This window comes from uncultured Acidovorax sp. (genome assembly GCF_964021665.1).
Classification (GTDB): domain Bacteria; phylum Pseudomonadota; class Gammaproteobacteria; order Burkholderiales; family Burkholderiaceae_C; genus Acidovorax; species Acidovorax temperans.
The window spans coordinates 13976-36210 of the sequence record NZ_CAXIAK010000034.1 but is presented as its reverse complement, the minus strand read 5'-3'; the positions used below and the strand labels follow the sequence as shown (position 1 = coordinate 36210).

21 protein-coding genes and 3 pseudogenes are annotated in these 22235 nt (G+C 63.9%); 12 read left to right on the top strand and 12 right to left on the bottom strand.

From position 1 onward, the window contains the following. The 4 genes from AADJ04_RS09500 to AADJ04_RS09485 all read left to right on the top strand — a co-directional run. Positions 1–130, top strand: a 130-nt coding sequence (locus AADJ04_RS09500; protein WP_341239458.1) for a BON domain-containing protein, incomplete at its 5' end; no start/stop codon positions are given. Between the two features lie 41 nt (positions 131–171). Next, positions 172–1410 (top strand): PLP-dependent transferase, encoded by a 1239-nt coding sequence (locus tag AADJ04_RS09495; protein WP_288485725.1) that lies wholly within the window; start codon positions 172–174, stop codon positions 1408–1410. 177 nt (positions 1411–1587) lie between these two features. Then, positions 1588–2403, top strand: coding sequence for a DUF2189 domain-containing protein (locus AADJ04_RS09490; RefSeq protein WP_288485724.1), 816 nt, complete (start codon positions 1588–1590; stop codon positions 2401–2403). A gap of 58 nt (positions 2404–2461) precedes the next feature. After that, positions 2462–2641, top strand: a complete 180-nt coding sequence (locus AADJ04_RS09485; protein ID WP_082758626.1) for a hypothetical protein — start codon at positions 2462–2464, stop codon at positions 2639–2641. Between the two features lie 110 nt (positions 2642–2751). On the opposite strand, the gene AADJ04_RS09480 is transcribed toward AADJ04_RS09485, so the two are convergent. After that, a complete protein-coding gene (locus tag AADJ04_RS09480) occupies positions 2752–3432 on the bottom strand; it encodes an arylesterase (protein ID WP_242638032.1) in 681 nt (226 codons plus the stop codon). A 15-nt stretch (positions 3433–3447) separates the two neighbouring features. On the opposite strand from AADJ04_RS09480, the gene AADJ04_RS09475 reads away from it, so the two are divergent. Together AADJ04_RS09475 and rlmB are read left to right on the top strand one after the other, a co-directional pair. Then, complete coding sequence (locus AADJ04_RS09475) at positions 3448–4143, top strand: ABC transporter ATP-binding protein (RefSeq protein ID WP_066784428.1); 696 nt, start codon at positions 3448–3450, stop codon at positions 4141–4143. Positions 4144–4284: 141 nt separating this feature from the next. Then, entirely contained in the window at positions 4285–5034 is a 750-nt protein-coding gene (gene rlmB, locus AADJ04_RS09470) for a 23S rRNA (guanosine(2251)-2'-O)-methyltransferase RlmB (protein WP_044395219.1), read from the top strand. A gap of 60 nt (positions 5035–5094) precedes the next feature. On the opposite strand, the gene AADJ04_RS09465 is transcribed toward rlmB, so the two are convergent. The 3 genes from AADJ04_RS09465 to AADJ04_RS09455 all read right to left on the bottom strand — a co-directional run bounded on the left by AADJ04_RS09465 (position 5095) and on the right by AADJ04_RS09455 (position 6805). Continuing rightward, the gene (locus AADJ04_RS09465; protein WP_207373320.1) at positions 5095–5700 is read right to left on the bottom strand and encodes a chromate transporter; all 606 of its coding nucleotides are present in this window, start codon (positions 5698–5700) and stop codon (positions 5095–5097) included. After that, positions 5697–6299, bottom strand: a complete 603-nt coding sequence (locus AADJ04_RS09460) for a chromate transporter (RefSeq protein WP_066784422.1) — start codon at positions 6297–6299, stop codon at positions 5697–5699. The genes AADJ04_RS09465 and AADJ04_RS09460 overlap by 4 nt, the downstream gene beginning before the upstream one ends. Positions 6300–6517: 218 nt before the next feature. Beyond that, a complete protein-coding gene (locus AADJ04_RS09455; RefSeq protein WP_207373319.1) occupies positions 6518–6805 on the bottom strand; it encodes a DUF6150 family protein in 288 nt (95 codons plus the stop codon). Between the two features lie 218 nt (positions 6806–7023). On the opposite strand from AADJ04_RS09455, the gene AADJ04_RS09450 reads away from it, so the two are divergent. Then, positions 7024–8157, top strand: coding sequence for an FAD-dependent oxidoreductase (locus AADJ04_RS09450; protein ID WP_341239457.1), 1134 nt, complete (start codon positions 7024–7026; stop codon positions 8155–8157). A gap of 42 nt (positions 8158–8199) precedes the next feature. Here AADJ04_RS09450 and AADJ04_RS09445 read toward each other — a convergent pair whose 3' ends face one another. From AADJ04_RS09445 to AADJ04_RS09430, 4 genes and pseudogenes are all read right to left on the bottom strand, one after another. Next, complete coding sequence (locus AADJ04_RS09445; protein ID WP_044395226.1) at positions 8200–8415, bottom strand: YjfB family protein; 216 nt, start codon at positions 8413–8415, stop codon at positions 8200–8202. Positions 8416–8491: 76 nt separating this feature from the next. Continuing rightward, on the bottom strand, positions 8492–9907 hold the full coding sequence (locus AADJ04_RS09440; protein ID WP_341239456.1) for a dihydrolipoyl dehydrogenase: 1416 nt from the start codon (positions 9905–9907) through the stop codon (positions 8492–8494). Between the two features lie 92 nt (positions 9908–9999). Next, the gene (locus AADJ04_RS09435; RefSeq protein ID WP_341239455.1) at positions 10000–10587 is read right to left on the bottom strand and encodes a YigZ family protein; all 588 of its coding nucleotides are present in this window, start codon (positions 10585–10587) and stop codon (positions 10000–10002) included. A 58-nt stretch (positions 10588–10645) separates the two neighbouring features. Next, positions 10646–11097: pseudogene (locus AADJ04_RS09430) on the bottom strand (GNAT family N-acetyltransferase); the annotation flags it as partial. A gap of 211 nt (positions 11098–11308) precedes the next feature. Between AADJ04_RS09430 and AADJ04_RS09425 the strand changes: the two are divergent. Continuing rightward, a complete protein-coding gene (locus tag AADJ04_RS09425) occupies positions 11309–13726 on the top strand; it encodes a YgiQ family radical SAM protein (protein ID WP_341239454.1) in 2418 nt (805 codons plus the stop codon). Positions 13727–13750: 24 nt separating this feature from the next. Here AADJ04_RS09425 and AADJ04_RS09420 read toward each other — a convergent pair whose 3' ends face one another. The 3 genes from AADJ04_RS09420 to AADJ04_RS09410 form a co-directional block, all read right to left on the bottom strand. Next, positions 13751–14212 carry a hypothetical protein gene (locus AADJ04_RS09420; protein ID WP_341239453.1) on the bottom strand — a complete coding sequence of 154 codons (462 nt, stop codon included), beginning with the start codon at positions 14210–14212 and terminating at the stop codon, positions 13751–13753. 242 nt (positions 14213–14454) lie between these two features. After that, on the bottom strand, positions 14455–15201 hold the full coding sequence (locus tag AADJ04_RS09415; protein WP_341239452.1) for a cold shock and DUF1294 domain-containing protein: 747 nt from the start codon (positions 15199–15201) through the stop codon (positions 14455–14457). A 17-nt stretch (positions 15202–15218) separates the two neighbouring features. Beyond that, a complete protein-coding gene (locus AADJ04_RS09410; protein WP_341239451.1) occupies positions 15219–16109 on the bottom strand; it encodes a CoA transferase in 891 nt (296 codons plus the stop codon). A 99-nt stretch (positions 16110–16208) separates the two neighbouring features. Here AADJ04_RS09410 and AADJ04_RS09405 point away from each other — a divergent pair. Continuing rightward, positions 16209–16616 (top strand): annotated as a pseudogene (locus AADJ04_RS09405) (class III extradiol ring-cleavage dioxygenase); the annotation flags it as partial. Positions 16617–16724: 108 nt separating this feature from the next. On the opposite strand, the pseudogene AADJ04_RS09400 reads toward AADJ04_RS09405, so the two are convergent. Beyond that, a pseudogene (locus AADJ04_RS09400) lies at positions 16725–17933 on the bottom strand (amino acid aminotransferase). A 106-nt stretch (positions 17934–18039) separates the two neighbouring features. Between AADJ04_RS09400 and uvrB the strand changes: the two are divergent. The 3 genes from uvrB (at position 18040) to AADJ04_RS09385 (ending at position 22233) form a co-directional block, all read left to right on the top strand. Then, the gene (gene uvrB / locus AADJ04_RS09395) at positions 18040–20130 is read left to right on the top strand and encodes an excinuclease ABC subunit UvrB (RefSeq protein ID WP_142084294.1); all 2091 of its coding nucleotides are present in this window, start codon (positions 18040–18042) and stop codon (positions 20128–20130) included. A 241-nt stretch (positions 20131–20371) separates the two neighbouring features. Beyond that, on the top strand, positions 20372–20908 hold the full coding sequence (iscR, locus tag AADJ04_RS09390) for a Fe-S cluster assembly transcriptional regulator IscR (RefSeq protein ID WP_044395244.1): 537 nt from the start codon (positions 20372–20374) through the stop codon (positions 20906–20908). Between the two features lie 104 nt (positions 20909–21012). Continuing rightward, positions 21013–22233, top strand: coding sequence for an IscS subfamily cysteine desulfurase (locus tag AADJ04_RS09385; RefSeq protein WP_044395273.1), 1221 nt, complete (start codon positions 21013–21015; stop codon positions 22231–22233). Positions 22234–22235: the final 2 nt, after the last annotated feature.

Sequence of the window (22235 nt, the reverse complement as noted above, 5' to 3'; positions counted from 1 at the left end):
CCAGAACGGTGCCGTCACCCTCAATGGCCCGGCGCCCAACCTGGCCGCCAAAGACCGTGCACAGACCATCGCCAAGAGCATCAAGGGCGTCACTTCCGTGACCAATTTGCTGGTGATTTCTGGCGGTTAAAGACTGCCATGGGTCGGTGCAGGTGGCGCTAACATGCACGCATGAAAGCACCAGCCCCTGCATCCGACATCTCCACCCGCCTCATCCACCACGCCTACACGCCCCCCGCTGAGTTTGCAGCGCCCCAACCGGGCGTGTTCAAGGCCTCCACCGTCATCTTCCCCAACGTGGCCGCCATGCGCGCCCGCGATTGGAAAGACAAGACCGGCTACACCTACGGCCTGCACGGCACGCCCACCACCTTTTTGCTGGAAGAACGTTTGTGCGAGCTGGAAGGCGGCACCGAATGCGTGCTCGTGCCCAGCGGTTTGGCTGCCATTGCCACCGTGGGTTTGGCGTTGCTGAAAGCGGGCGATGAAGTTCTGATCCCCGACAACGCGTACGGCCCTGGCAAAGACTTTGCCTTGGTGGAGCTGGCACGTTATGGCATCACCCACGCATTTTTCGATGCCTTGAATCCTGACGACCTGGCCCAGCGCATCACGCCCAAAACGCGTCTGGTCTGGCTGGAAGCCCCTGGCTCGGTGACGATGGAGTTTCCTGATCTTGTTGCCCAGGTGCGCATTTGCCGCGAACGTGGGGTTCTCACCGCGCTGGACAACACCTGGGGAGCCGGGTTGGCTTTTGCCCCGTTTGATTTGCTGGGCGATGGCTCTCTGGGCGTGGATGTGTCTGCCCACGCGCTCACCAAATACCCCAGCGGCGGTGGTGACGTGCTGATGGGCAGTGTGATGACCCGGTCGAACGCTTTGCACATGAAGATCAAGCTCACGCATATGCGGCTGGGCTTGGGGGTGGGGGCGAACGACGTGGAGGCGGTTTTGCGTTCACTGCCCAGCGTGGGGCTGCGCTATGCCGCGCACGACCGCGTGGCCCGCGAATTGGCCCACTGGCTGCAAACCCAGCCCGCCATTGCGCAGGTGCTGCACCCTGCCATTGAAGGCTCGCCCGGGCATGCGCACTGGCGCGCCTTGTGCGGTGCGGCCAATGCAGGGCAGGGGGCGGCGGCCGGGTTGTTCAGCGTGATGATCGATGCACGCTACAGCCAGGCGCAGGTCGATGCGTTCTGCGATGCGCTGCGTTTGTTCAAGCTGGGTTACAGCTGGGGCGGCCCGATCAGCCTGGTGGTGCCTTACCACCTGCCCAGCATGCGCAGCGGCGCCACGCCGCACTTGAAGCCGGGCACCCTGGTGCGCTTTGCGATTGGCCTGGAAGCCGCCCCGGATTTGCGTGCCGACCTGGCCCAGGCGCTTGAGGTAATGGAGCGCACTCCAGCCTGATCACCACGGCACGGAACCCCCCAGGCATCTTGCGCAGAGATACAGGGGCGCGCGGAGGGCGGGGGGAGGGGCGGGGTGGTAGTTTCCTCAGTGGTAAAGCATGGCGGGCTGCATTACGGTGTGGTCAGCGCCCACTTGATGTGGGTTAAGTCCTCGTTTTACCTCGCAGTGCCACCCATGTCCGACACCCCCGTCCCCGAGGTTCCTCCCACCCGCGATGCTGCCCCCATCGTTCTGCAGCGCCTCACGCTGGCAGACCCCTTCCGCTGGCTGGCACAGGGCATGCAGGATTTGCGCGCTGCACCGGGTATTGCAGTGTTTTACGGCCTGTGTTTCTGGTTCATGGCGATGGTGCTGGGCTGGGTGTTCCGCACGCGGCCGGAATACACGATGTCCCTGGCCAGTGGCTGTCTGCTAGTAGGGCCCTTCCTGGCGATGGGGCTGTACGAAACCAGCCGCCGGCGCGAAGCAGGCATTGCGCCACAGCTCAGCGAGTCCCTGACTTGCTGGGACAGCCACATGGGCAGCATGGGCATGTTGGTCTTGGTGCTCATCGTGCTGGAGTTGTTGTGGGGCCGGGCGTCGCTGGTGGTGTTCGCCGTGTTCTTCAATACCGGCATGCCGTCCACCACGGGCGTATTGCAGGCGGTGTTCAACCCTGAGAACTGGAGCTTTGTCGCGGTGTACTCGGCAGTGGGCGGGGTGTTTGCGGCACTGGTGTTCTCCACCTCGGTGGTGTCCATTCCCATGATCCTTGACCGCGACACCGATGCCCTGACGGCTGGGATCACCAGCATTCGCGTGGTGCTGGAGAACCCCTTGACGATGCTGCTGTGGGGTGCCCTCATCACTTTGCTGGTGGGCGCGTCATTGTGGGCAGGCAGTGTGGCATTGGTGCTGGTGGGGCCGCTGCTGGGCCATGCCAGTTGGCATGCCTACCGCGCCGCTGTGCAGCGCGTGCCTGCCGCTGCCATGCAGCCCGAATTGGCTTGAGCCTTGGCCCCGAAAGCCAAGCTGTTACAGTGGGCCTCTACTTCAGAAAGCAAACACCTTGGCAACACCTAACTACGGATACGAAAAACGCCAGCGCGAACTCGCTAAAAAACAAAAAAAAGAAGAGAAGCTGAGAGCCAAAGCACAACGCCGGCCGGACGATCCGCAGACGGGAAACGCTGAGGGCGAGCAGGATGCAGCACCCTCCGCAGCACCCAGTGAAGGCACGAACAACTGACACTTTGGGCCCGGCGCGCAGAAGGTTTTTTCTGGTGCCCAGGCAAAGTCTCGCTCACAAGCCCCGCAACCGCTGGTTTCAGCGTTTGCAGGGCTTTTTGTTTTGGCGCGTCAGCGCAGCATTTTCTTCAGCTCTGGCCACACATTGGCCAGCATGAGCGGGTGGGCCTCGGCCTTGGGGTGAATGCGGTCGGGCTGGAACATGCCGGCGGGGTCGGCTTCATCGGCCACACCTTTGAGGAAGAACGGCACCACCGCCGCTTTCTGCGCCTTGGCCACCGTTTCAAACAGCGCGGCAAAGCGGTTGGCGTAATCGGTGCCGTAGTTGGGCGGCACCTGCATGCCCACCAGCAGCACTTTGGCGCCCGCTTTCTGGGCGGCCTGGGTCATGAAGGTCAGGTTGTCCTGGGTGTTTTGCAGCGGCAGCCCGCGCAGCGCGTCGTTGCCACCCAGTTCGATTACCACATGGCTGGGCTGGTGCTGCTGGAGCAGCGCCGCTATGCGCGAGCGGCCGCCCGAGGTGGTTTCGCCGCTCACGCTGGCGTTGACCACAGACGCGCTGATCTTGTCGGCAGCCAATTGCTTTTCCAGCAGGGCCACCCAGCCCGAGCCGCGCGGCAAACCGTACTCGGCGCTCAACGAGTCGCCCAGCACCAGAATGACCGCTGACTTGGCTGCTTTGGGGGCTGCGCGCGCTGTGGTTTGGGCCCCGATGCCAGGCGCGTAAATCCCCATGGCGGCAGCCATGGAGGCGGTGAGGATAAAGTGACGCCGATACAGATCGCGAATCAAAGTAAAGAGCCTTTCATGCCTGAATCTCCCTCGTTGCCCGTAACGCCCATTATTGCTGTCGAGCATGTGTTCAAGTCGGTGACGGACTCCACCGGGACGCTGGACATTTTGCGGGATATTGATTTCCGTCTGGCGCCAAGGGAGACGGCGGCCATTGTGGGCGCCTCGGGCTCGGGCAAGAGCACGCTGCTGTCCATCATTGCCGGCCTGGACACCCCCACACGCGGCACGGTGCGGCTGGATGGGCAAGACCTTTTCGCGCTGAGCGAGGACGACCGGGCCGCCCTGCGGGCGCAAAAGGTGGGCTTCGTCTTCCAGAGCTTTCAGCTCATGGGCAACCTCACCGCGCTCGAAAACGTGATGCTGCCCCTGGAGTTGGCCGAGCGGCGCGATGCCCGCAAGGCCGCTGCCGAGATGCTGGAGCGTGTGGGACTGGGCCAGCGCCTGGGGCATTACCCCAAGGTGCTCTCGGGCGGCGAGCAGCAGCGCGTGGCCTTGGCGCGTGCCTTTGTGGTGCAGCCCGCTTTGTTGCTGGCCGACGAGCCCACCGGCAGCCTGGACTTTGCGACGGGTGAATCCATCATGCGGCTGATGTTTGAACTCAACCGCGAATTGGGAACCACGCTGGTGCTGGTGACCCACGACCGGGCCATCGCCGCGCAGTGCGAGCGGCGCATCACCATCGACGCAGGGCGTGTGGCAGAGGGTTGATGGGTTTTTTGCCTCCGGCGCTTGCCCGCCAAGCGCAAGCAGCTATTAATTTAATAGCAACCCATTGCGCAAAGTGAAGCGCCAGCGCTTTGGCTGCGTGGCCCTGGAAGGGGGCGGCGCCAGGGCAACGATAATGCCCGCATGTCCTCCCCCAAAGTTCTCTTCGGCTTTCATGCCGTGGGCGTGCGCCTGAAGACCGCGCCCCAATCGATCATCGAGATTTATTACGAAGCCACGCGCCGCGATGCGCGCATGCGGCAGTTTCTGGACCGTGCCAAAGAGGCCGGTGCCCGCCTGATCGAAGCCGACAGCGTTCGCATCGCCAAGCTGGCGGGCAGCCACGGCCACCAGGGTGTTGCAGCGCGCGTGGAGCCTGTGGCCCAGATCACCTCGCTGGACGAGCTGCTGGAGAACCTGGAAGCCGCAGGCATTGAGCAGCCCTTGCTGCTGGTGCTGGACGGAGTGACCGACCCGCACAATCTGGGCGCGTGCCTGCGCGTGGCAGACGGTGCCGGTGCGCACGCAGTGATTGCCCCCAAAGACCATGCCGTGGGCATCAACGCCACCGTGGCCAAGGTGGCCAGCGGTGCGGCTGAAACCATGCCTTACTTCATGGTGACCAACCTGGCGCGTACCCTGAACGAACTCAAGGAACGCAACATCTGGTGCATCGGCACCAGCGATGACGCGCCCAAGACCGTCTATCAGGTGGACCTCAAAGGCCCGGTGGCATTGGTGCTGGGCGCGGAGGGTGACGGCATGCGCCAGCTCACCCGCAAAACCTGCGATGAGCTGGTCTCTATCCCGATGAAGGGCGCGGTCGAGAGCCTGAACGTTTCTGTGGCCAGCGGTGTGTGCCTGTACGAGGCACTACGCCAGCGTTCGCTGTAAACCCGCCCAAGGCTGGTAGCCCTGCTACCGGCTTGGGCCAGGGCTGGCGGCCCAGGCCGTTCAGATCCAGCCCATGCCCCCGGCCACTGCGCCGGCCCCGAGCATCCACAGCAGGTGCAGCTTGGTGCGCCACACCAGCAGGGTGGTGGCGGCCGTGATGGCCCACAGCGGCCAGTTGACCAGTTCAGCGCCATGGGCACGTGTCAGCACCCATGCCGTGGCCAGCAGCAAGCCAATGACCACCGGAGCCATGCCCTGCTTGAAGGCGCGCACGCTACGCCGGTTGCGGTTGCGGTGCCCCCAGCGGGTGGCCTGCCAGGTCAGCAGGCTGCTGGGCAACATCACACCCACCATGCACACCAGAATGCCGAGCAGGCCCAGCGCCCAGCCTGCGGCGCCAGGGCCACCGGCGTTGATGCCGATGTTCCACCCCAGCAGGGCAATGAACAGCACATTGGGGCCCGGCGCGGCCTGCGCGATGGCGATGGAGGCGTTGAACTGTGGATCGGTGAGCCAGGCATTGCGCTCCACCAGAAAACGGTGCATATCCGGCGCGGTGCTGATGGCCCCGCCCACCGCCAGCAGCGACAGCGACAGGTAGTACAGGAACAGTTGCAACCAGTCCCACGAAGAAAGGGCCACGATGGCGGGCGCAGCGGTGGTCATGGGGCGATCTTTCTCCAGGTCAGCACGCAGGCGAGCAGGCCCACGCTGGGCAAGGTCCAGAACAGGGGCCAGCGCAACACCGCCATGGCAATCACCGTGAGCGCGACCAGGCCCACGCACACCGCCAGGCCCAGCGGGTGTTTGCGCAAGGTGGACGAGAGCTTGAGGCCCATGCCAGCAATCAGCCCGGCGGCTACCGCCCCCATGCCCCGCAACGCGCCAGCCACGGCGGGCTGGGAGGCAAACTGGGCATACACCACGGCCACCGCCAGCACCAGAATGAGTGGGAAGGTCAACATGCCCGCCAGGGCCGCCACGGCGCCGCGCCAGCCAAAGTAGCGCTCGCCGATCATGATGGAGAGGTTCACCACGTTAGGGCCCGGCATGATCTGGGCCACCGCCCAGTCTTCCACGAACTCGTCGTTCGTCATCCAGCGTTTTTTCTCGACCAGTTCGCGTTGCACCACGGCCAGCACACCGCCAAAGCCTTGCAGAGCTAGCCAAGTGAAGGACCAGAACAGATCGGCGCAGTCGCGCGGTTGGGGGCGGGGTGCGGCGGAGTCGGTGCCAGCAGCGGTCACATCAAGGGCGTCGGCCATGGGGTTGGGGCAAAATTGGCCTCTGGCGCTTATCCATCAAGCGCAAGCAGCTATCAAATCAAGAGCAAATCTGCGACTCGGCTGGCCTCTCAGGGCGGCGCAGAGCCAAGCCGCGTCAAGCCTGCGATGTTAGCCCGCAAAGCAAGGCTGAGCGCTCGGTTGCCCTTCGCATTGCGGCAAGGCCGGGGCGATGAATGGCGTGCCCCGGCTGGCGGGGTTCACTTCCCCAGCTTCCCTTCCAGCACATGCCCCTGCGTGCGCCAGCCTGCCTGCGCAAGGCGTTTGACCTTGAAGATGCGCAGATCTGCCTGGGCTTCGTACTTCACCTTGAAAATCTTGAACGTAGCCTGGCTTTCGTACTGCACCAGATGCCACACGGCATCGCCCGTGGCCTGCTGTTCGTAAGGTACCTCCAGAACGGCAAGGTCCGCCTGGCTTTCATAAGGGGTTTCAAACACTTTGGCGTCGGCCTGGTTTTCGTACTTCACGACGAGGACTTGTGCCATGGGTCAGTTCCTGTGACGGGGTGAATGGGTGCCACGGTCAGCACCCGAACGATGCCCATCAGGGTACCGCGCAAGCGCTAATCCTGGTCCACCGGCTGGACAAGCGAGCCGTTTGGTTGCCCTATCGGCATGCGCACGCCGCGCTACCATTTGCCCATGCGGCCCCAGCGCATCCGCCGGGCGCCTTCCTAACGCACCACACCACAGCGACGCAACCCATGCAGACAGCAGACTACATCGTCATCGGCGCCGGTATTGCAGGCGCTTCCATTGCCTGGCAGCTTGTTCAGGACGGGCGCAGCAGCGTGCTGCTGCTGGAGCGGGAATCGCAGCCCGGCTATCACACCACCGGGCGCTCGGCTGCGCTCTACATGGCCACGTATGGCACGCCCAACATCCAAGCCCTGACGCGCGCCAGCCGTGCGTTTTACGACGCGCCGCCGCTGGAGTTTGGCGCTGACCCCATCCTCTCGCCCCGCGGCGTGATTTACGTGGCGGGGCCAGACCAGCTGGACCTTCTGAAGCAGGCCTACGACGATGCCCGTGCGGCATCCCCCAATGTGGAGTGGGTGGACAAGCCAGCGCTGCTGGCCCAGCTGCCTTGCCTGAAACCCGAGGCCGTGGCCGCTGGCATGAGCGAGCCCGAAGCGGCTGACATCGACGTGCATGCGCTGCACCAGGGCTACCTGCGCGGCCTGCGCCAGCGGGGCGGGCAGGTGCTGACCCAGGCAGAGGTGGTGGGCTTGCAAAAAGAGGGGGATGCCTGGCAAGTGGCGCTGGCCGATGGCCGGCAATTGCGCGGCACCACCATCGTCAATGCTGCAGGCGCCTGGGCGGATGTGGTGGCCGCCATGGCGGGCGTGCCGCCCATCGGGCTGGAGCCGCGCAGGCGCACCGCTTTCACGTTTGCCGTGCCTGAGGGGATGGACGCCAGCCACTGGCCTGCCGTGATTGGCATTGACGAGAGCTTTTACTTCAAACCCGATGCAGGCCAGCTGCTGGGCTCGCCTGCCAATGCCGACTCCACCCATCCACACGACGTGGTGCCCGAAGAGCTGGACGTGGCCATGGGCATCTACCACATTGAAGAATTGACCACGTTCCAAATCCGCAGCCCCTCGCACACCTGGGCAGGGCTGCGCTCGTTCGTGGCCGATGGCGACATGGTGATTGGCTGGGACAACCACGTACCCGGGTTTTTCTGGCTGGCGGGGCAGGGTGGGTACGGCATCCAGAGCGCGGCAGGAGCATCGCTGCTGGCCAAAAGACTGCTGCGGGGCGAACCGCTGGGGTCCGAGCTGGAGGCGGAAGGCGTTGAGCCACAGGGGCTTTCGCCAGCCAGGTTGCGTTAAGGGCGGTGCGGGGCGCGCCCGGCCGACCCTGTGAGCGGTTTCTTACGCGAAGGTGTTGACCTGGGTGCCCAGCGTGCCCGAAGTAGCCAGCGCGGGCTGGGGCATGGATTGCTGCATGGCGTCGATCATGGTGGCGGCGCTTGATGCCTGAACGTCCAGCGCTTTTTTCAGCACTGCCATGTTCAAGGCGTCAGAGGTCTGCGCACTGGCAAGGTTGGTGGCGGTGGCCACGATGCTGTTGGTGAGGGCGACGTCCATGAAGGGCTCCTGCTGGGTTACACAGCCTTATCGGCTTTTTTTGCCGTGCACTTGACCGGTGTTACATCTGGCGCGCTCATTCCAGTGCCGGCACACCGATGCCGCCACAGGTGGCCAGATCGGAATCCGCAGGCTGCGGCAGTTGCCGAGCGGCATCACGCAGGGCCGTGCGCAACCCTTCTTCGTAAGTGGGGTGGTAGAAAGGCATTCCCAGTAGATCTCGCACCGTGAGTTTTTGCTGAACGGCCAGCGCCAGAAGATGTGCCATGTGCTCTGCCTGCGGGGTGCACATCTCCGCGCCTTGCAGGCGGCCCGTGGCCTTGTCGGCGTAAATGCAGAGCCGCCCCGCGTTGCGCAGGGCGGTGCGCGCACGCCCCTGGTCATGAAAACTGGCGCAACCGGTGACGGTGGTGCGGGCGTCCAGGTCCGCCCACCGGCGCCCCACAGCAGCCACCTGCGGGTCTGAAAAAACAATGGCCAGCGGCGTACGGCGCCGGAACTTGCGCGGTGCACTGGCCAGCGCGTTGATGCCTGCAATGTGGCCTTCGTCGGCGCCCTCGTGCAGCAAGGGCAGGTGGCCATTGGCATCGCCCGCCATGAACACGGGCAGGTTGCCGATCTGCTGGGTTTGCGGGTCTATGGATGGCAGGCCCCGTTCATCCAGCGGCACGCCCAGGGTTTCCAGCCCCAGGTGCTCGATGTTGGGCGTGCGCCCCATGGCAGCCACCACCTGATCGACCACCACGGTTTGGTTGCCGCTGCGCACCTCGATGCCGCCTGCCACCTCCCGCAGCTCGGCGGGCGCGCCGGTGTACAGCCGCATGTCGGCTGTGAGCACCTGGGCCAGCTCGGTGTTGATGGCGGCATCGCGAATGCCCGCGAAGTGCTCGCCTGTGCTGAATGCGGACACCTGCAGCCCCAGCCGAGCCAGGGCCTGGGCCATTTCCACCCCCAGCGGGCCCATGCCAATGACGGCGATGCGTGGGCCGAGCGTGGGCTGTTCAAACAGCGTGTCGGTGGTGAGCATGCGGTCGCCAAAAGCCAGCCATGCGTCGGGCAGCAGGGGGCGCGATCCGGTGGCGATGATGATGCTGCGCGTGGCATGGGCTTTTCCGCCAATTTCCACCAGCCCGGGCCCCAGCAGCGTGGCACGGCCCGACTTTTGCGCGCTGCCCAGGTTCTGGGTGGCCTTCAAGGTTCCGGCCACCAGCTCATCGCGCAGTGCGCGCACCCGCTGCAGCACGGAGGGCAGGTCAGCCATCAGCGCCGTGGCGCCGCGCAGGCCCAGTTCATTCCAGGCATGGCGCCTGTGGAACGTGCTGGCCGCCTCGATGAGCATCTTGGAAGGCATGCAGCCCACCCGGGCGCACGTGGTGCCCCAGGGGCCGTCGTTCACGATGAGGTAGCGATCGGTGCGCTTGCGCACCTCGCGCAGGGCCGCCAGCCCTGCAGTGCCTGCGCCGATGATGATGGTGTCCAGGGGTGCCCCCATGTGCCCTTCTCCAAATTGAGGTGAGAGCAGCGAGTGTGAGCGGCCCATGGCTGGGCGCGTGTAGGCCTAAAGCCCAAATTGGGTGAGCCCTGCTAGGGTGTGACCCACCCCACGCGGCCCTGCCCGTGGTCGTTGATGCGTTGTACGAAAGCCGGTGCCTGCACTTCGGGCAAACGCAGCTGCAGGCTGACGAGCGAGCCGTGTTGCACATCGAGCAGCTGCGCTCCTGCGGCTTCCACTTCCCGGCGAATCATGCCTTCCAGTGCGTAGGGCACCTGGCATTGCAGGGTTTTCATGCGCTGCAGGGTGATCTTGGGGGCCGTGAGCAGCGCCTGTGCCACCGCATCGGTGTAGGCCCGCACCAGGCCGCCCGCGCCCAGCTTCACCCCGCCAAAGTAACGCACCACGGTGGCCAGCACGCCTTCCAAGTCCTGGTGGCGCAGCACGTCCAGCATGGGCCGCCCTGCGGTGCCGCCCGGTTCGCCGTCGTCCACTGCGGCAGATTGGCCACCCGCCAGCAACGCCCAGCAAATGTGTGCGGCGCCAGGGTGCTGCTTCCAGAGCGCATCCACCACGGCCTGGGCGCTGGCACGGTCGGCCATGGGCTGCACGCAGCCGATGAAGCGGCTTTTTTTGATGATGAGTTCGCTGTGGGCGGGTTCGGCCAGGGTGTAGGGCATGGGGGCGCAAGTGTACGGCGGCGAATCAGGGGGGGAAGTCTGCCCTGCGCAGGCATGCCTACAGCTTCAGCGCCCAGGTCTCTCCTACCAGTTGCTGTCCAAAGCCTTCGTAGGGCTCGGACTTCACCAGCACAAATCCCCGCCGTGCGTAGATGTGCCGGGCGGTGGTCAGGCAGCTGTTGGTCCAGAGCACCATTTTTTGTAGCCCTTGGCGCGGGCAAAGGCGATGCACTCGTCGGTGAGCCGCGCCCCCAGCCCCAGGCCGCGTGCCGAGGGCGCCAGGATCAACATGCGCAGCTGAGCCACCGTGCGGCTTTTGCGCACTACAAACACGGCTCCCAGGCGTTCGCCGCCTTGTTCGGCAATCCAGCAGCGTTCCCACCCGGGCTGAAACTTGCGCACAAACCGGGCAGCAATATCGGCCACCAGCGCTTCAAACTGCTCGTTCCAGCCGTACTCGCGGGCGTACACCTCACCGTGTTGCTGCACCACCCAGCCCAGGTCGCCCGGGGCCCGTGCGCGCAGGGTGATGGGGCTTTGAGGCATGGGGTGCGTCATGGCAAGAATCAAAGATGGGGCTGCCAGCAGTATAGAAACAGGCCGCCAAGCCAAGGGGCCATCGGCCCATGCAGCGACAAAAACCGACGGGCGCCGTAAAATCGCGGCCTCCCCACGATATGACGGTGGCCGCCAAGCTTCTTCGGCGGCCATTCCCCATTGCATGAACGCCCCCGTTGACGTCTCCTTTTTTGCGCGCGCCGCAAAGCCCTTGACCAGCTACCGTCCGTACTGGGCCAAGCGCTTTGGCACGGCCCCGTTCCTGCCAATGAGCCGCGCCGAGATGGAGAAACTGGGCTGGGACAGCTGCGACATCATCCTGGTCACAGGCGATGCGTATGTGGACCACCCGAGCTTCGGCATGGCTGTGATCGGCCGCACGCTCGAAGCGCAAGGCTTTCGCGTGGGCATCATTGCCCAGCCCGACTGGCAAAGCGCCGAGCCCTTCAAGGTGCTGGGCAAGCCCAACCTGTTCTGGGGAGTGACGGCGGGCAACATGGATTCGATGATCAACCGGTACACCGCCGACCGGAAGATCCGCAGCGATGACGCCTACACCCCCGGCGACGTGGGCGGCAAGCGCCCCGACCGCGCGGCCATCGTTTACAGCCAGCGCTGCCGCGAAGCATTCAAAGACGTGCCCATCATTCTGGGCGGCATCGAAGGCAGCCTGCGCCGCATTGCGCATTACGACTACTGGAGCGACAAGGTGCGCCGCTCCATCGTGGTGGACAGCAAGTGCGACCTGCTGCTGTACGGCAACGCCGAGCGGGCCCTGGTCGAAGTGGCCCACCGCATTGCTGCCCGCGAACCTGTCGAAAAGATCACCGATGTGCGCGGCACGGCCTTTGTGCGCCGGCCTGATGATGAAAGCGGCAAGGGCTGGTTTGAGATCGATTCCACCACCGTGGACGAGCCCGGCCCGGTGGAAGCACACATCAACCCCTACATGACCACCAGCGAGCAGGCCGCCGCCCAAGGCGCCAGCTGCAGCAAGGAAGAGGGCGGTGCTACTGATTCAGGAGCTGCCAGCGCTTGTGGGACGGGCGCTAGCGGCCAAAATGACCCCAATCCTGTGATCGCTTCAATCCAGTTCGTGGCCAACCCTGCGCTCAAGTCCAAGCTCAAGGTGCCCCCGCGCGAGAAGACCGTGATCCGCCTGCCCAGCTACGAGCAGGTGAAAAGCGACCCGGTGCTCTACGCCCACGCCAACCGCGTGCTGCACCTGGAGACCAACCCCGGCAACGCCCGCGCCCTGGTGCAGGCGCATGGCGAAGGCGTGACGGCGCGCGACGTGTGGATCAACCCGCCCCCCATCCCGCTGACCACGGCTGAGATGGACTACGTGTTCGACTTGCCCTACGCCCGCAGCCCGCACCCCGCTTACGCCGACGAAAACGGCAGCCACGACGGCGCGACCAAGATCCCCGCGTGGGAGATGATCCGCTTCTCGATCAACATCATGCGCGGTTGCTTTGGCGGCTGCACCTTCTGCTCCATCACCGAGCACGAAGGCCGCATCATTCAGAGCCGGTCGGAAGATTCGATCATTCAGGAGATCGAGGACATCCGCGACAAGGTCAAGGGCTTCACCGGCACCATTTCCGACCTGGGCGGCCCCACGGCCAACATGTACCGCCTGGGCTGCCGCAGCCCCGAGATCGAGGCTGCCTGCCGTAAGCCCAGTTGCGTGTACCCCGGCATCTGCCAGAACCTCACCACCGACCACGGCCCGCTGATCAAGATCTACCGCCGTGGCCGCGCGCTCAAGGGCATCAAGAAGATTTTGATCGGCTCGGGCCTGCGCTACGACCTGGCCGTGAAGTCGCCCGAATACGTGAAGGAGCTGGTGCAGCACCACGTGGGCGGCTACCTGAAGATTGCGCCCGAGCACACCGAGCAGGGGCCGCTGTCCAAGATGATGAAGCCGGGCATTGGCAGCTATGACCGCTTCAAGCAGATGTTCGAGAAGTTCAGCGAAGAGGCGGGCAAGAAGCAGTTCCTGATCCCGTACTTCATCGCTGCCCACCCAGGCACCAGCGACGAGGACATGATGCACCTCGCCATCTGGCTGAAGAAGAACGGTTTCCGTGCCGACCAGGTGCAAACCTTCTACCCCAGCCCGATGGCCACAGCCACGGCCATGTACCACTCGGGCCGCAACCCGCTGACCCGTGTGCGCCGCCAGATGCGCGACGAGGCAGAAGAAACAGTGGACATCGTGCGCGGTGAAAAGCGCCGCCGCCTGCACAAGGCGTTTTTGCGCTACCACGACCCCAACAATTGGCCGCTGCTGCGCGAAGCGCTCAAGGCCATGGGCCGGGCGGATTTGATCGGCAACGGCAAGCACCACCTGATTCCGACCTTCCAGCCATTGACGGATGGCGGCTACCAAAGTGCGCGCCGCAAAAACTCCACCCCCGTGGGGCAAAAGGCTGTAGCGGCCAAGCCGCAAGGGCAGGCCGCCAAACCGGGCCAGCCCCAAAAGGGCCGGTTGCTGACGCAGCACACAGGGCTTCCGCCCCGGGTAACGGGCAGCGGCAAGCCTTCCTTCAAGGCAGCAGCCCGCAAGCCACGTTGACAGGGCGGGTCGCGCGCGGCTCCGCTAGACCGGCCCCGCGTGTGTTCCCACCACCACCGATTGGCTCTCCTGCTCCGGCGCCTGCGGCACCAGGTCTTCAATGATGAAGGTGCGGTAGTAAAACGCCGCAGCGGCGCCTTCGGGCGCAATGGCCGCCACCACACGTTCGGGCGTGTCCTTGTCTGCCATGCAGATCAGCACACCGTGGTGGCCGTTGCTCGCCAAGTCGGCAATGCGCCGCACCATGTCGCCTTCCGCACCCACCGATGGCAGGGGAATGTCGGTGCCCCCCAAGGTGCGAACGATTTCTTGCAGGATGAATTCAGGGCTGGCGTGTGCCAGCTCGCCCTGATGGCCGGCGCTGTGCAGCGCCGCGGCCGCCTGCCGCGCGCAGTCCTCATCGGGGAACAGCGCGAACACATGGCCGGTGGGGTAGAACACGCCGGACATGTTGGTCATGCTGGAGTCGAGGATGAGTGGCTTCATGGAGCGGTTCCCGTGGTGTTGCAGACACTGCCATTGAAGCCTGCGCGGAAAAGGTGGGGTGTAGACGCCGGGGCCCTTCGGGTGTCAGCCAGCGGTTTGACTGCGAACTGCGGGGAACGCAGCACTTGGCATCTGAGCTTTACATCAAAAGCGCCTCTGGCGCCCATCCATCAAGCGCTAGCAGCTATGATTTTTGAAGTGCTTGCGTGCTCACTCTGCCCGGGCTTGCCACCCAAGTCAGCTCATCCAACCAGCCCCAGCAGCCAGGCTGCCAGGGCGCCGCAATGCGCCACCACCGTCAGGGCGTAGACCGCGCGAAACGCTGCTTTTTGAGACTTGTGCCGCAGCGTTTGCTGCGCCAGCCAGGCGGCAGGCCAGCCACCCACCAAGGCCAGCAGGTGCAAATGGCTTTCCTTGGTGCGCCACATGCCACGCTGCGCTGCGCTTTTGTCAGAGGCGTAGACCAGAAAAGTGAACAGGTTCAGCCCCAGGGCTGCACCCACCGCCCACAGGGGCAGGCGCTGTGCCCAAACGGCCCAGGCCAGCATGGCCATCCACACCACAGCCATGGCGCTGATGAGCAGCAGTTCCCCGGCAGGCAAGGACGTTACCCGCTGGGTACGCCGCCGCATCGGGGCTGCAGGCCGCGAAGCCGCGCGCGGGTGTGCCCCGGTGGTGCGCTGCGCAGCGCAAGGGCCTCGGCGTGCAGACAGCGGTGCTTCGCGCGAGCCGGCGCTACGGGCACCGGGCCGGTCGGCTGCGCGGCCTGGCCCGCTCACCGCCTGCGCACTGGGGCGCACCGCCATGGCCCGTGGCCCTTTGCCGCCCACGTGGATTTCCTCAAAAACCACCGCCATGCCCATGCGCGGTGCGGCTGGGCCTTGAAAGTCGCGCAGATGGAAGAACACATCGGCCACAGAGTCTGGGCTGCGGATGAAACCGAAGGCGCGCTCGGCATCCCAGCGGGTGATTTGCCCTGTCTTTTGCATGGGTCTGGCTCAGCCTTTCACGCCAGCGTGTGCAGAGGAATGTCCTGGGCCAGCGCCAGCGCGTCCAGCTGGGCACGGGTTTGGGTGCGGATGAAGTTCGCCACCGCTTCGTGCGTGGCAGGGGAGCGCAAGGTGGGCCCGTCGCCCACGGCAGGCAACCCAGCGGCTGCGCACAGGCGGGCGGCAAAGTGGGGTTCCAGCGCGGCCACGGCCACGCGGCCATCGGCGCAGGGGTAGATGCGGTAGCCAGCGTGGGCGCCGCCCACATCGCCATCGGGCGTGGTCAGGCCCCAGTGCCGGGGCTGGGCCAGCCAGGCGGCGGCGTCGGCCAGGGCCACTTCCAGCAGGGCGCCCTGGCCGGTTTGGGCGCGAACCAGCAGGGCTTGCAGCACGGCCTCGCTCGCCATCAGGGCGCCCCCCATGTCGGCATACAGCGTGGGGGGCATTTCCGTGCCCGTGACCAAGCCAGCGTCGGCCAGGTAGGTCAGGTCGTGCCCAGGCTCTTCGGCCCGTTCACCCGCGGCACCCACGATGCGCACCAGGGACAGGCGCGGGTAGCGGGCTTGCAAGGCATCCCACCCCAGGCCAAGTTTGGTGAGGGCCGAGGGGCGGAAGGAGGTGATCAACACATCCGTGCGCTCCAGCTCGGCGTGCAGTGCAGCCTGGCCTTCCTCGGTTTTGAGGTGGGCCTGCACCACGCGGATGCCTTGGTGCATGTCGGTGTAAGCCTGTGGGCTGTAAAGCGCCATGGGGTCTGCGCTGGTGTAGGGCGCAGGGGCCAGCGGTTCGAGCTTGGTGCAGGTGGCGCCCATGCGTGCGCAGCGCATGAGGGCGGCGGGGCCGGGCAGATTCAGCGCAAGGCTCAGAACGCTTGTGCCGTTCAGCGGCTGGGGAGCGGAAGAGGACATGGGTGGCATGAGGCGGTTGAAAGGGCGGGTAGGGTGAGTGATCGCTGGGGAGTGCGGAACTTTGCCCGCAGTTTCCTTCAAACGGTTATACATAAATTGTTACCGGTGCTGCAATTGAGCATGGACTACCGCCGTCCGCCTGCCGAGCACTACGCGCTGGGCCAGCAGCTTCAGCGCCTGCGCGAGCGGGGCGTGCTGATTGTGGGCAGCGGCAACATCGTGCACAACCTGCGCGCCACCCGCCGTGGAACCGCCGCCAACGAGGCATATGACTGGGCCACAGAGTTCGACACCGTGGTGCAAGACCAGATCAAGAAGGGCCAACTGGCGGCGCTGCCGAACTTCATGGGCCTGGGCGCGGTGGCCAGGCAAGCCCACCCCACGCACGAGCATTACTTGCCGCTGCTATATGCCGCAGGGGCCGTGCAACCCTCTGAAATGCCCCGGTTCTTCAACACGGGCTACCAGTCGGCGTCGATCTCCATGCGCTCTGTGTTGTGGGGTTAGCTATTGAATTGATAGCTGCTGGCGCTTGATGGATAAGCGTTAGAGGCACAAAAAGCAAAAAACCGCCCGAAGGCGGTTTTTTGTTGTCGTCAAGCGCAAGGAGGCAGGTTAGATGACCTTGGCAATCGCTTGGCAGACGTAGTCGATGTTCTTGCTGTTCAGGGCAGCCACGCACATGCGGCCGGTGTCGGTGCCGTACACGCCGAACTCCGTGCGCAGGCGCACCATCTGGTCCTTGGACAGACCGGAGTAGCTGAACATGCCGATCTGCGTGGTGATGAAGGACATGTCCTGCTTCACGCCAGCGGCTTTGAGTCAGTCCACCAGCTTTTGGCGCATGGCCTTGATGCGCACGCGCATCTCGCCCAGTTCCTTTTCCCACAGGGCGCGCAGCTCGGGGTTGCCCAGCACGGCAGCCACGATGGCACCGCCGTGCGTGGGTGGGTTGGAGTAGTTGGTGCGGATGGCGATCTTGAGCTGGCTCAGCACGCGGTCGGTTTCTTCCTTGCTGCTGCCGACCACGCTCAGTGCGCCCACGCGCTCGCCGTACAGGCTGAAGCTCTTGGAGAAGCTGGTGGACACAAAGATGTTCAGGCCAGCAGCCACGAACTTGGCGATCACGGCGCCGTCGTCAGCAATACCGTAGCCGAAGCCTTGGTAGGCCATGTCCAGGAAGGCGGTGAGGTTGCGTTCTTTCACCACGGCAATCACCTGGTCCCACTGGGCAGGGGTGATGTCATAGCCGGTGGGGTTGTGGCAGCAGGCGTGCAGCAGCACGATGGTGCCGGCGGCAGCGACCTTCAGCTTGGCCAGCATGCCGTCAAAGTTGATGCCGCCCAGGCCGCCGTTGGCGCTCTGGTCGAAGTAGGGGTAGGTATCAACGGTGAAACCGGCGTTGGTGAACAGCGCACGGTGGTTTTCCCAGCTGGGGTCAGAGATCAGCACGGTGGCGTTGGGGCTGATCTTCTTGAGAAAGTCGGCACCAATCTTCAGGCCGCCGGTGCCGCCAATGGCTTGCACGGTGGCCACGCGGCCGCTCTTGACGACTTCGGAATCCGCACCGAACACCAGGCCCTTCACGGCTGCGTCATAGGCAGCGATACCGTCGATGGGCAGGTAGCCACGGGCGGTGGGCTTTTCCATCATGGTCTTTTCAGCGGCTTGCACGCACTGCAGCAGGGGCAGCTTGCCGTTGTCGTCGAAATACACACCCACGCCCAGGTTGACCTTGTTGGGGTTGGTGTCGGCGTTGAATTGTTCGTTCAGACCCAGGATGGGGTCGCGGGGGGCCATTTCGACGGCGGTGAACAGAGACATGAAAATCCTTGAAAGGTTGTCAGTAGCGAAGAATCCGGGCGTGGTGTACTGTGCCGGGTTCCGCCGATTTTAACGGGCGGCCTGCTCCATCTGTTGACCACGCCCCATGCCAGATATCACCGAAGTCATTCCCGAAAAGCAAGACGGCGAGTTCGTCCGCTTCCCAGACTCGCCGTTTGAGTTGTTTCAGCCGTACCCCCCCGCTGGCGACCAGCCTGAGGCCATCAACAAGCTGGTGGAGGGGCTGCGGGATGGGGAAGCCTTCCAGACGCTGCTGGGCGTGACCGGCTCGGGCAAGACCTTCACCATGGCCAATGTCATCGCCCGCATGGGCCGCCCGGCCATCGTTTTTGCGCCCAACAAGACCTTGGCGGCACAGCTGTACAGCGAGTTTCGAGAGTTCTTCCCCAAGAACGCGGTGGAGTATTTCGTCAGCTACTACGACTACTACCAGCCCGAAGCCTATGTGCCGCAGCGCGACCTGTTCATTGAGAAGGACAGCGCGATCAATGAGCACATCGAGCAGATGCGCCTGAGTTGCACCAAGAGCCTGATGGAACGGCGCGACGTGGTGATCGTGGCCACCGTGTCGGCCATCTACGGTATTGGCGAGCCCGAGAGCTATCACCGCATGGTGATGACGCTGCGCGTGGGGGACAAACTGGGCCAGCGCGACGTGATTGCGCAGCTCATCCGCATGCAGTACCAGCGCAATGAAGCCGATTTTTCGCGTGGCAAGTTCCGGGTGCGCGGCGACACGATCGACGTGTTCCCGGCAGAACACTCCGAGCTGGCCATCCGCATCGAGCTGTTTGATGATGAGATCGAGAGCCTTCAGCTGTTCGACCCGCTCACGGGGCGCGTCAAGCAGAAGATTCCGCGCTTTACCGTGTACCCCAGCAGCCACTACGTCACCCCGCGTGACAAGGTGCTGGCGGCGGTGGAAACCATCAAGCTGGAGTTGGCCGAGCGCCTGCAGCAACTGGTGGCCGACGGCAAATTGGTGGAAGCCCAGCGGCTGGAGCAACGCACCCGGTTTGACCTGGAAATGCTCAGCGAAGTAGGGCACTGCAAGGGCATTGAAAACTACACGCGCCACCTGTCTGGTGCAGCGCCGGGAGACCCGCCCAGCACGCTGACCGACTACATGCCCAAGGACTCCATCATGTTCCTGGACGAGAGCCACCAGATGATTGGGCAGCTTTCGGCCATGTACAACGGCGACCGCGCGCGCAAGACCACATTGGTGGAATATGGCTTTCGCCTGCCTTCGGCGCTGGACAACCGGCCGCTCAAGTTCGAGGAATTTGAGCAGCGCATGCGGCAAGCGATTTTCGTAACGGCCACTCCAGCCGACTACGAGAAAACCCACTCTGGCCAGATCGTGGATCAAGTGGTTCGTCCTACGGGGCTGGTGGACCCGGTGGTGGAGGTGCGGCCCGCCACCCACCAGGTGGACGACGTGCTGCAGGAAATCCGCATCCGCGTGGAAAAGCACGAGCGCGTGCTGATCACCACACTGACCAAGCGCATGGCCGAGCAGCTCACCGATTACCTCACCGACAACGGCGTGAAGGTGCGTTACCTGCACAGTGATGTGGACACCGTGGAGCGGGTGGAAATCATCCGCGACCTGCGGCTGGGCGCGTTCGATGTGCTGGTGGGTATCAACCTGCTGCGCGAGGGGCTGGATATTCCCGAGGTGTCGCTGGTTGCGATTCTGGACGCGGACAAGGAAGGTTTTTTGCGCGCCGAGCGCAGCCTGATTCAGACCATTGGCCGCGCGGCGCGCAACCTGAATGGCCGGGCCATTTTGTATGCCGACCGCATCACCGACTCCATGAAAAAGGCCATGGACGAAACCGAGCGGCGGCGCACCAAGCAGATCGCCCACAACGAAGCCCATGGCATTACGCCGCGCGGCATTGTCAAGCGGGTAAGAGACCTGATTGACGGCGTTTACAGCGAAAAAGCGGGCAAAGACGCGGAGCGCCTGGAACAAGAGGCCATGCAAAGGGCTCAGGTGGAAGAGATGTCCGAGAAGGACATTTCGCGCGAAATCAAGCGCCTGGAGAAGCTGATGCTGGAACACGCTCGCAACCTCGAATTCGAGCAGGCAGCGCGCGTACGCGATCAACTGACCAAACTCAAGGACCGCGCCTTTGGTGCGCCCGGAAGCGATTCGATCACGGCCTGATCCGCTTTGCCGACGTCAATACGGATCAGGGGGAATTGTGACCCGTTGGTTTTTTAACCTGAGCAATTCGATAGGGATTTGTGATATACTCTTACAAAATACTCAACAACAAAGCCCAACGATGAAGGGCTCCGTGACAGGCAAAGCTGAGCGGAGTAAGGGGCGGAGACGGTGCCCGTGCTGACCATTTGCAGCGCAGGCAGTTTCTTTAACGAACGAGCCTCAGCACAAGGAGCTTTCCATGCGTCTCACCACCAAAGGCCGTTTCGCGGTCACCGCGATGATCGATTTGGCACTGCGCCAAAACAATGGTCCCGTCACGCTGGCGGCCATTAGCCAGCGCCAGCAAATCTCCCTGTCTTATCTTGAGCAGCTGTTCGGCAAACTTCGCCGTCATGAACTGGTCGAGTCCACCCGTGGCCCCGGCGGCGGCTACACGCTGGCCCGCAAGGCTGGTGAGATCACCGTGGCCGACATCATTGTGTCTGTGGATGAGCCCATCGACGCCACACAGTGCGGCGGCAAAGAGAACTGCCTGGGTGAAGCAGGCCGTTGCATGACACACGAGCTGTGGGCTTCGCTGAATCAGCGCATGGTGGAGTTTCTGGACTCTGTCACGCTACAAAAGCTGGTGGACGAGCAGCTTGCCAAGGGCGTGCAAATTGAAGACAAGCCCATCGTGCGCCGCGCTATTTCCACCACGCCTGTGGTCAAGCCGATCCGCGTGAATGCCCCGAACTCCGTGTTCGCGCTGGGCAACGCTTTCGCCAAATCCTGACAGCCTATCGAGGCGCTTGGCCTTAAAGGCCGGCAGCGCCCTGTACGTTTACCTGTTTTTGACAACCGTTTTTGCTGCCAGCCAGAAACGCAACTGAGCCAGCCATCAACATGACCCCACACTTTCCTATCTATCTCGACTACGGCGCCACCACCCCCGTGGACCCTCGCGTGGTGGACGCGATGATCCCCTGGTTGCGCGAGCACTTTGGCAACCCCGCTTCCCGCAGCCACGCCTGGGGCTGGGAAGCGGAAGAGGCCGTGGAGAAGGCGCGGGCCCAAGTGGCCGACCTGATCGGTGCGGACCCCCGTGAAATCGTGTGGACCAGTGGCGCTACTGAATCGATCAATCTGGCCCTGAAGGGCGCTGCCCAGTTCTACAAAGGCAAGGGCAAGCACCTGATCACGCTCAAGACAGAACACAAGGCTGTTCTGGACACCATGCGTGAACTGGAACGCCAAGGTTTTGAAGTGACTTACCTGGATGTGCAGGAAGATGGCCTGGTGAGCATGGACGCCCTGAAGGCTGCCATCCGCCCTGACACCATCCTGATCAGCATCCTCTTCGTGAACAACGAAATCGGTGTGATCCAGGACATTCCTGCGATCGGCGCCCTCTGCCGCGAAAAGGGCATCTTGCTGCATGTGGATGCAGCGCAGGCCACAGGCCGCGTCGAGATCGACATGAACGTGCTGCCCATCGACCTGATGAGCATGACCGCCCACAAGACCTACGGCCCCAAGGGCGTGGGCGCCCTCTACGTGCGCCGCAAGCCTCGCGTGCGTCTGGAAGCCCAGATGCATGGTGGTGGTCACGAGCGCGGCATGCGCTCGGGCACCTTGCCTACGCACCAGATCGTGGGTATGGGTGAAGCCTTCCGCATCGCCAAGGAAGAAATGGCCGAGAGCAATGCCAAGGCCCGCGCCTTGCAGCAGCGTCTGCTCGACGGTCTGAAGGACATCGAGCAAGTGTTCATCAACGGCAGCATGGAGCGCCGTGTGCCGCAGAACCTGAACATGAGCTTCAACTTCGTCGAAGGCGAATCGTTGATCATGGGCATCAAGGGCTTGGCTGTGTCTTCAGGCTCGGCCTGTACCTCGGCAAGCCTGGAGCCCAGCTATGTGTTGCGCGCCCTGGGCCGCAGCGACGAGCTGGCACACAGCAGCCTGCGCATGACCATCGGCCGTTTTACGACCGAAGAAGAAATTGATTACGCGATCTCCACCATCCGTGAAAACGTAGCCCGTCTGCGTGAACTCAGCCCCTTGTGGGAGATGTACAAGGATGGCGTCGATCTCAGCACCATCCAGTGGGCTGCGCACTGATC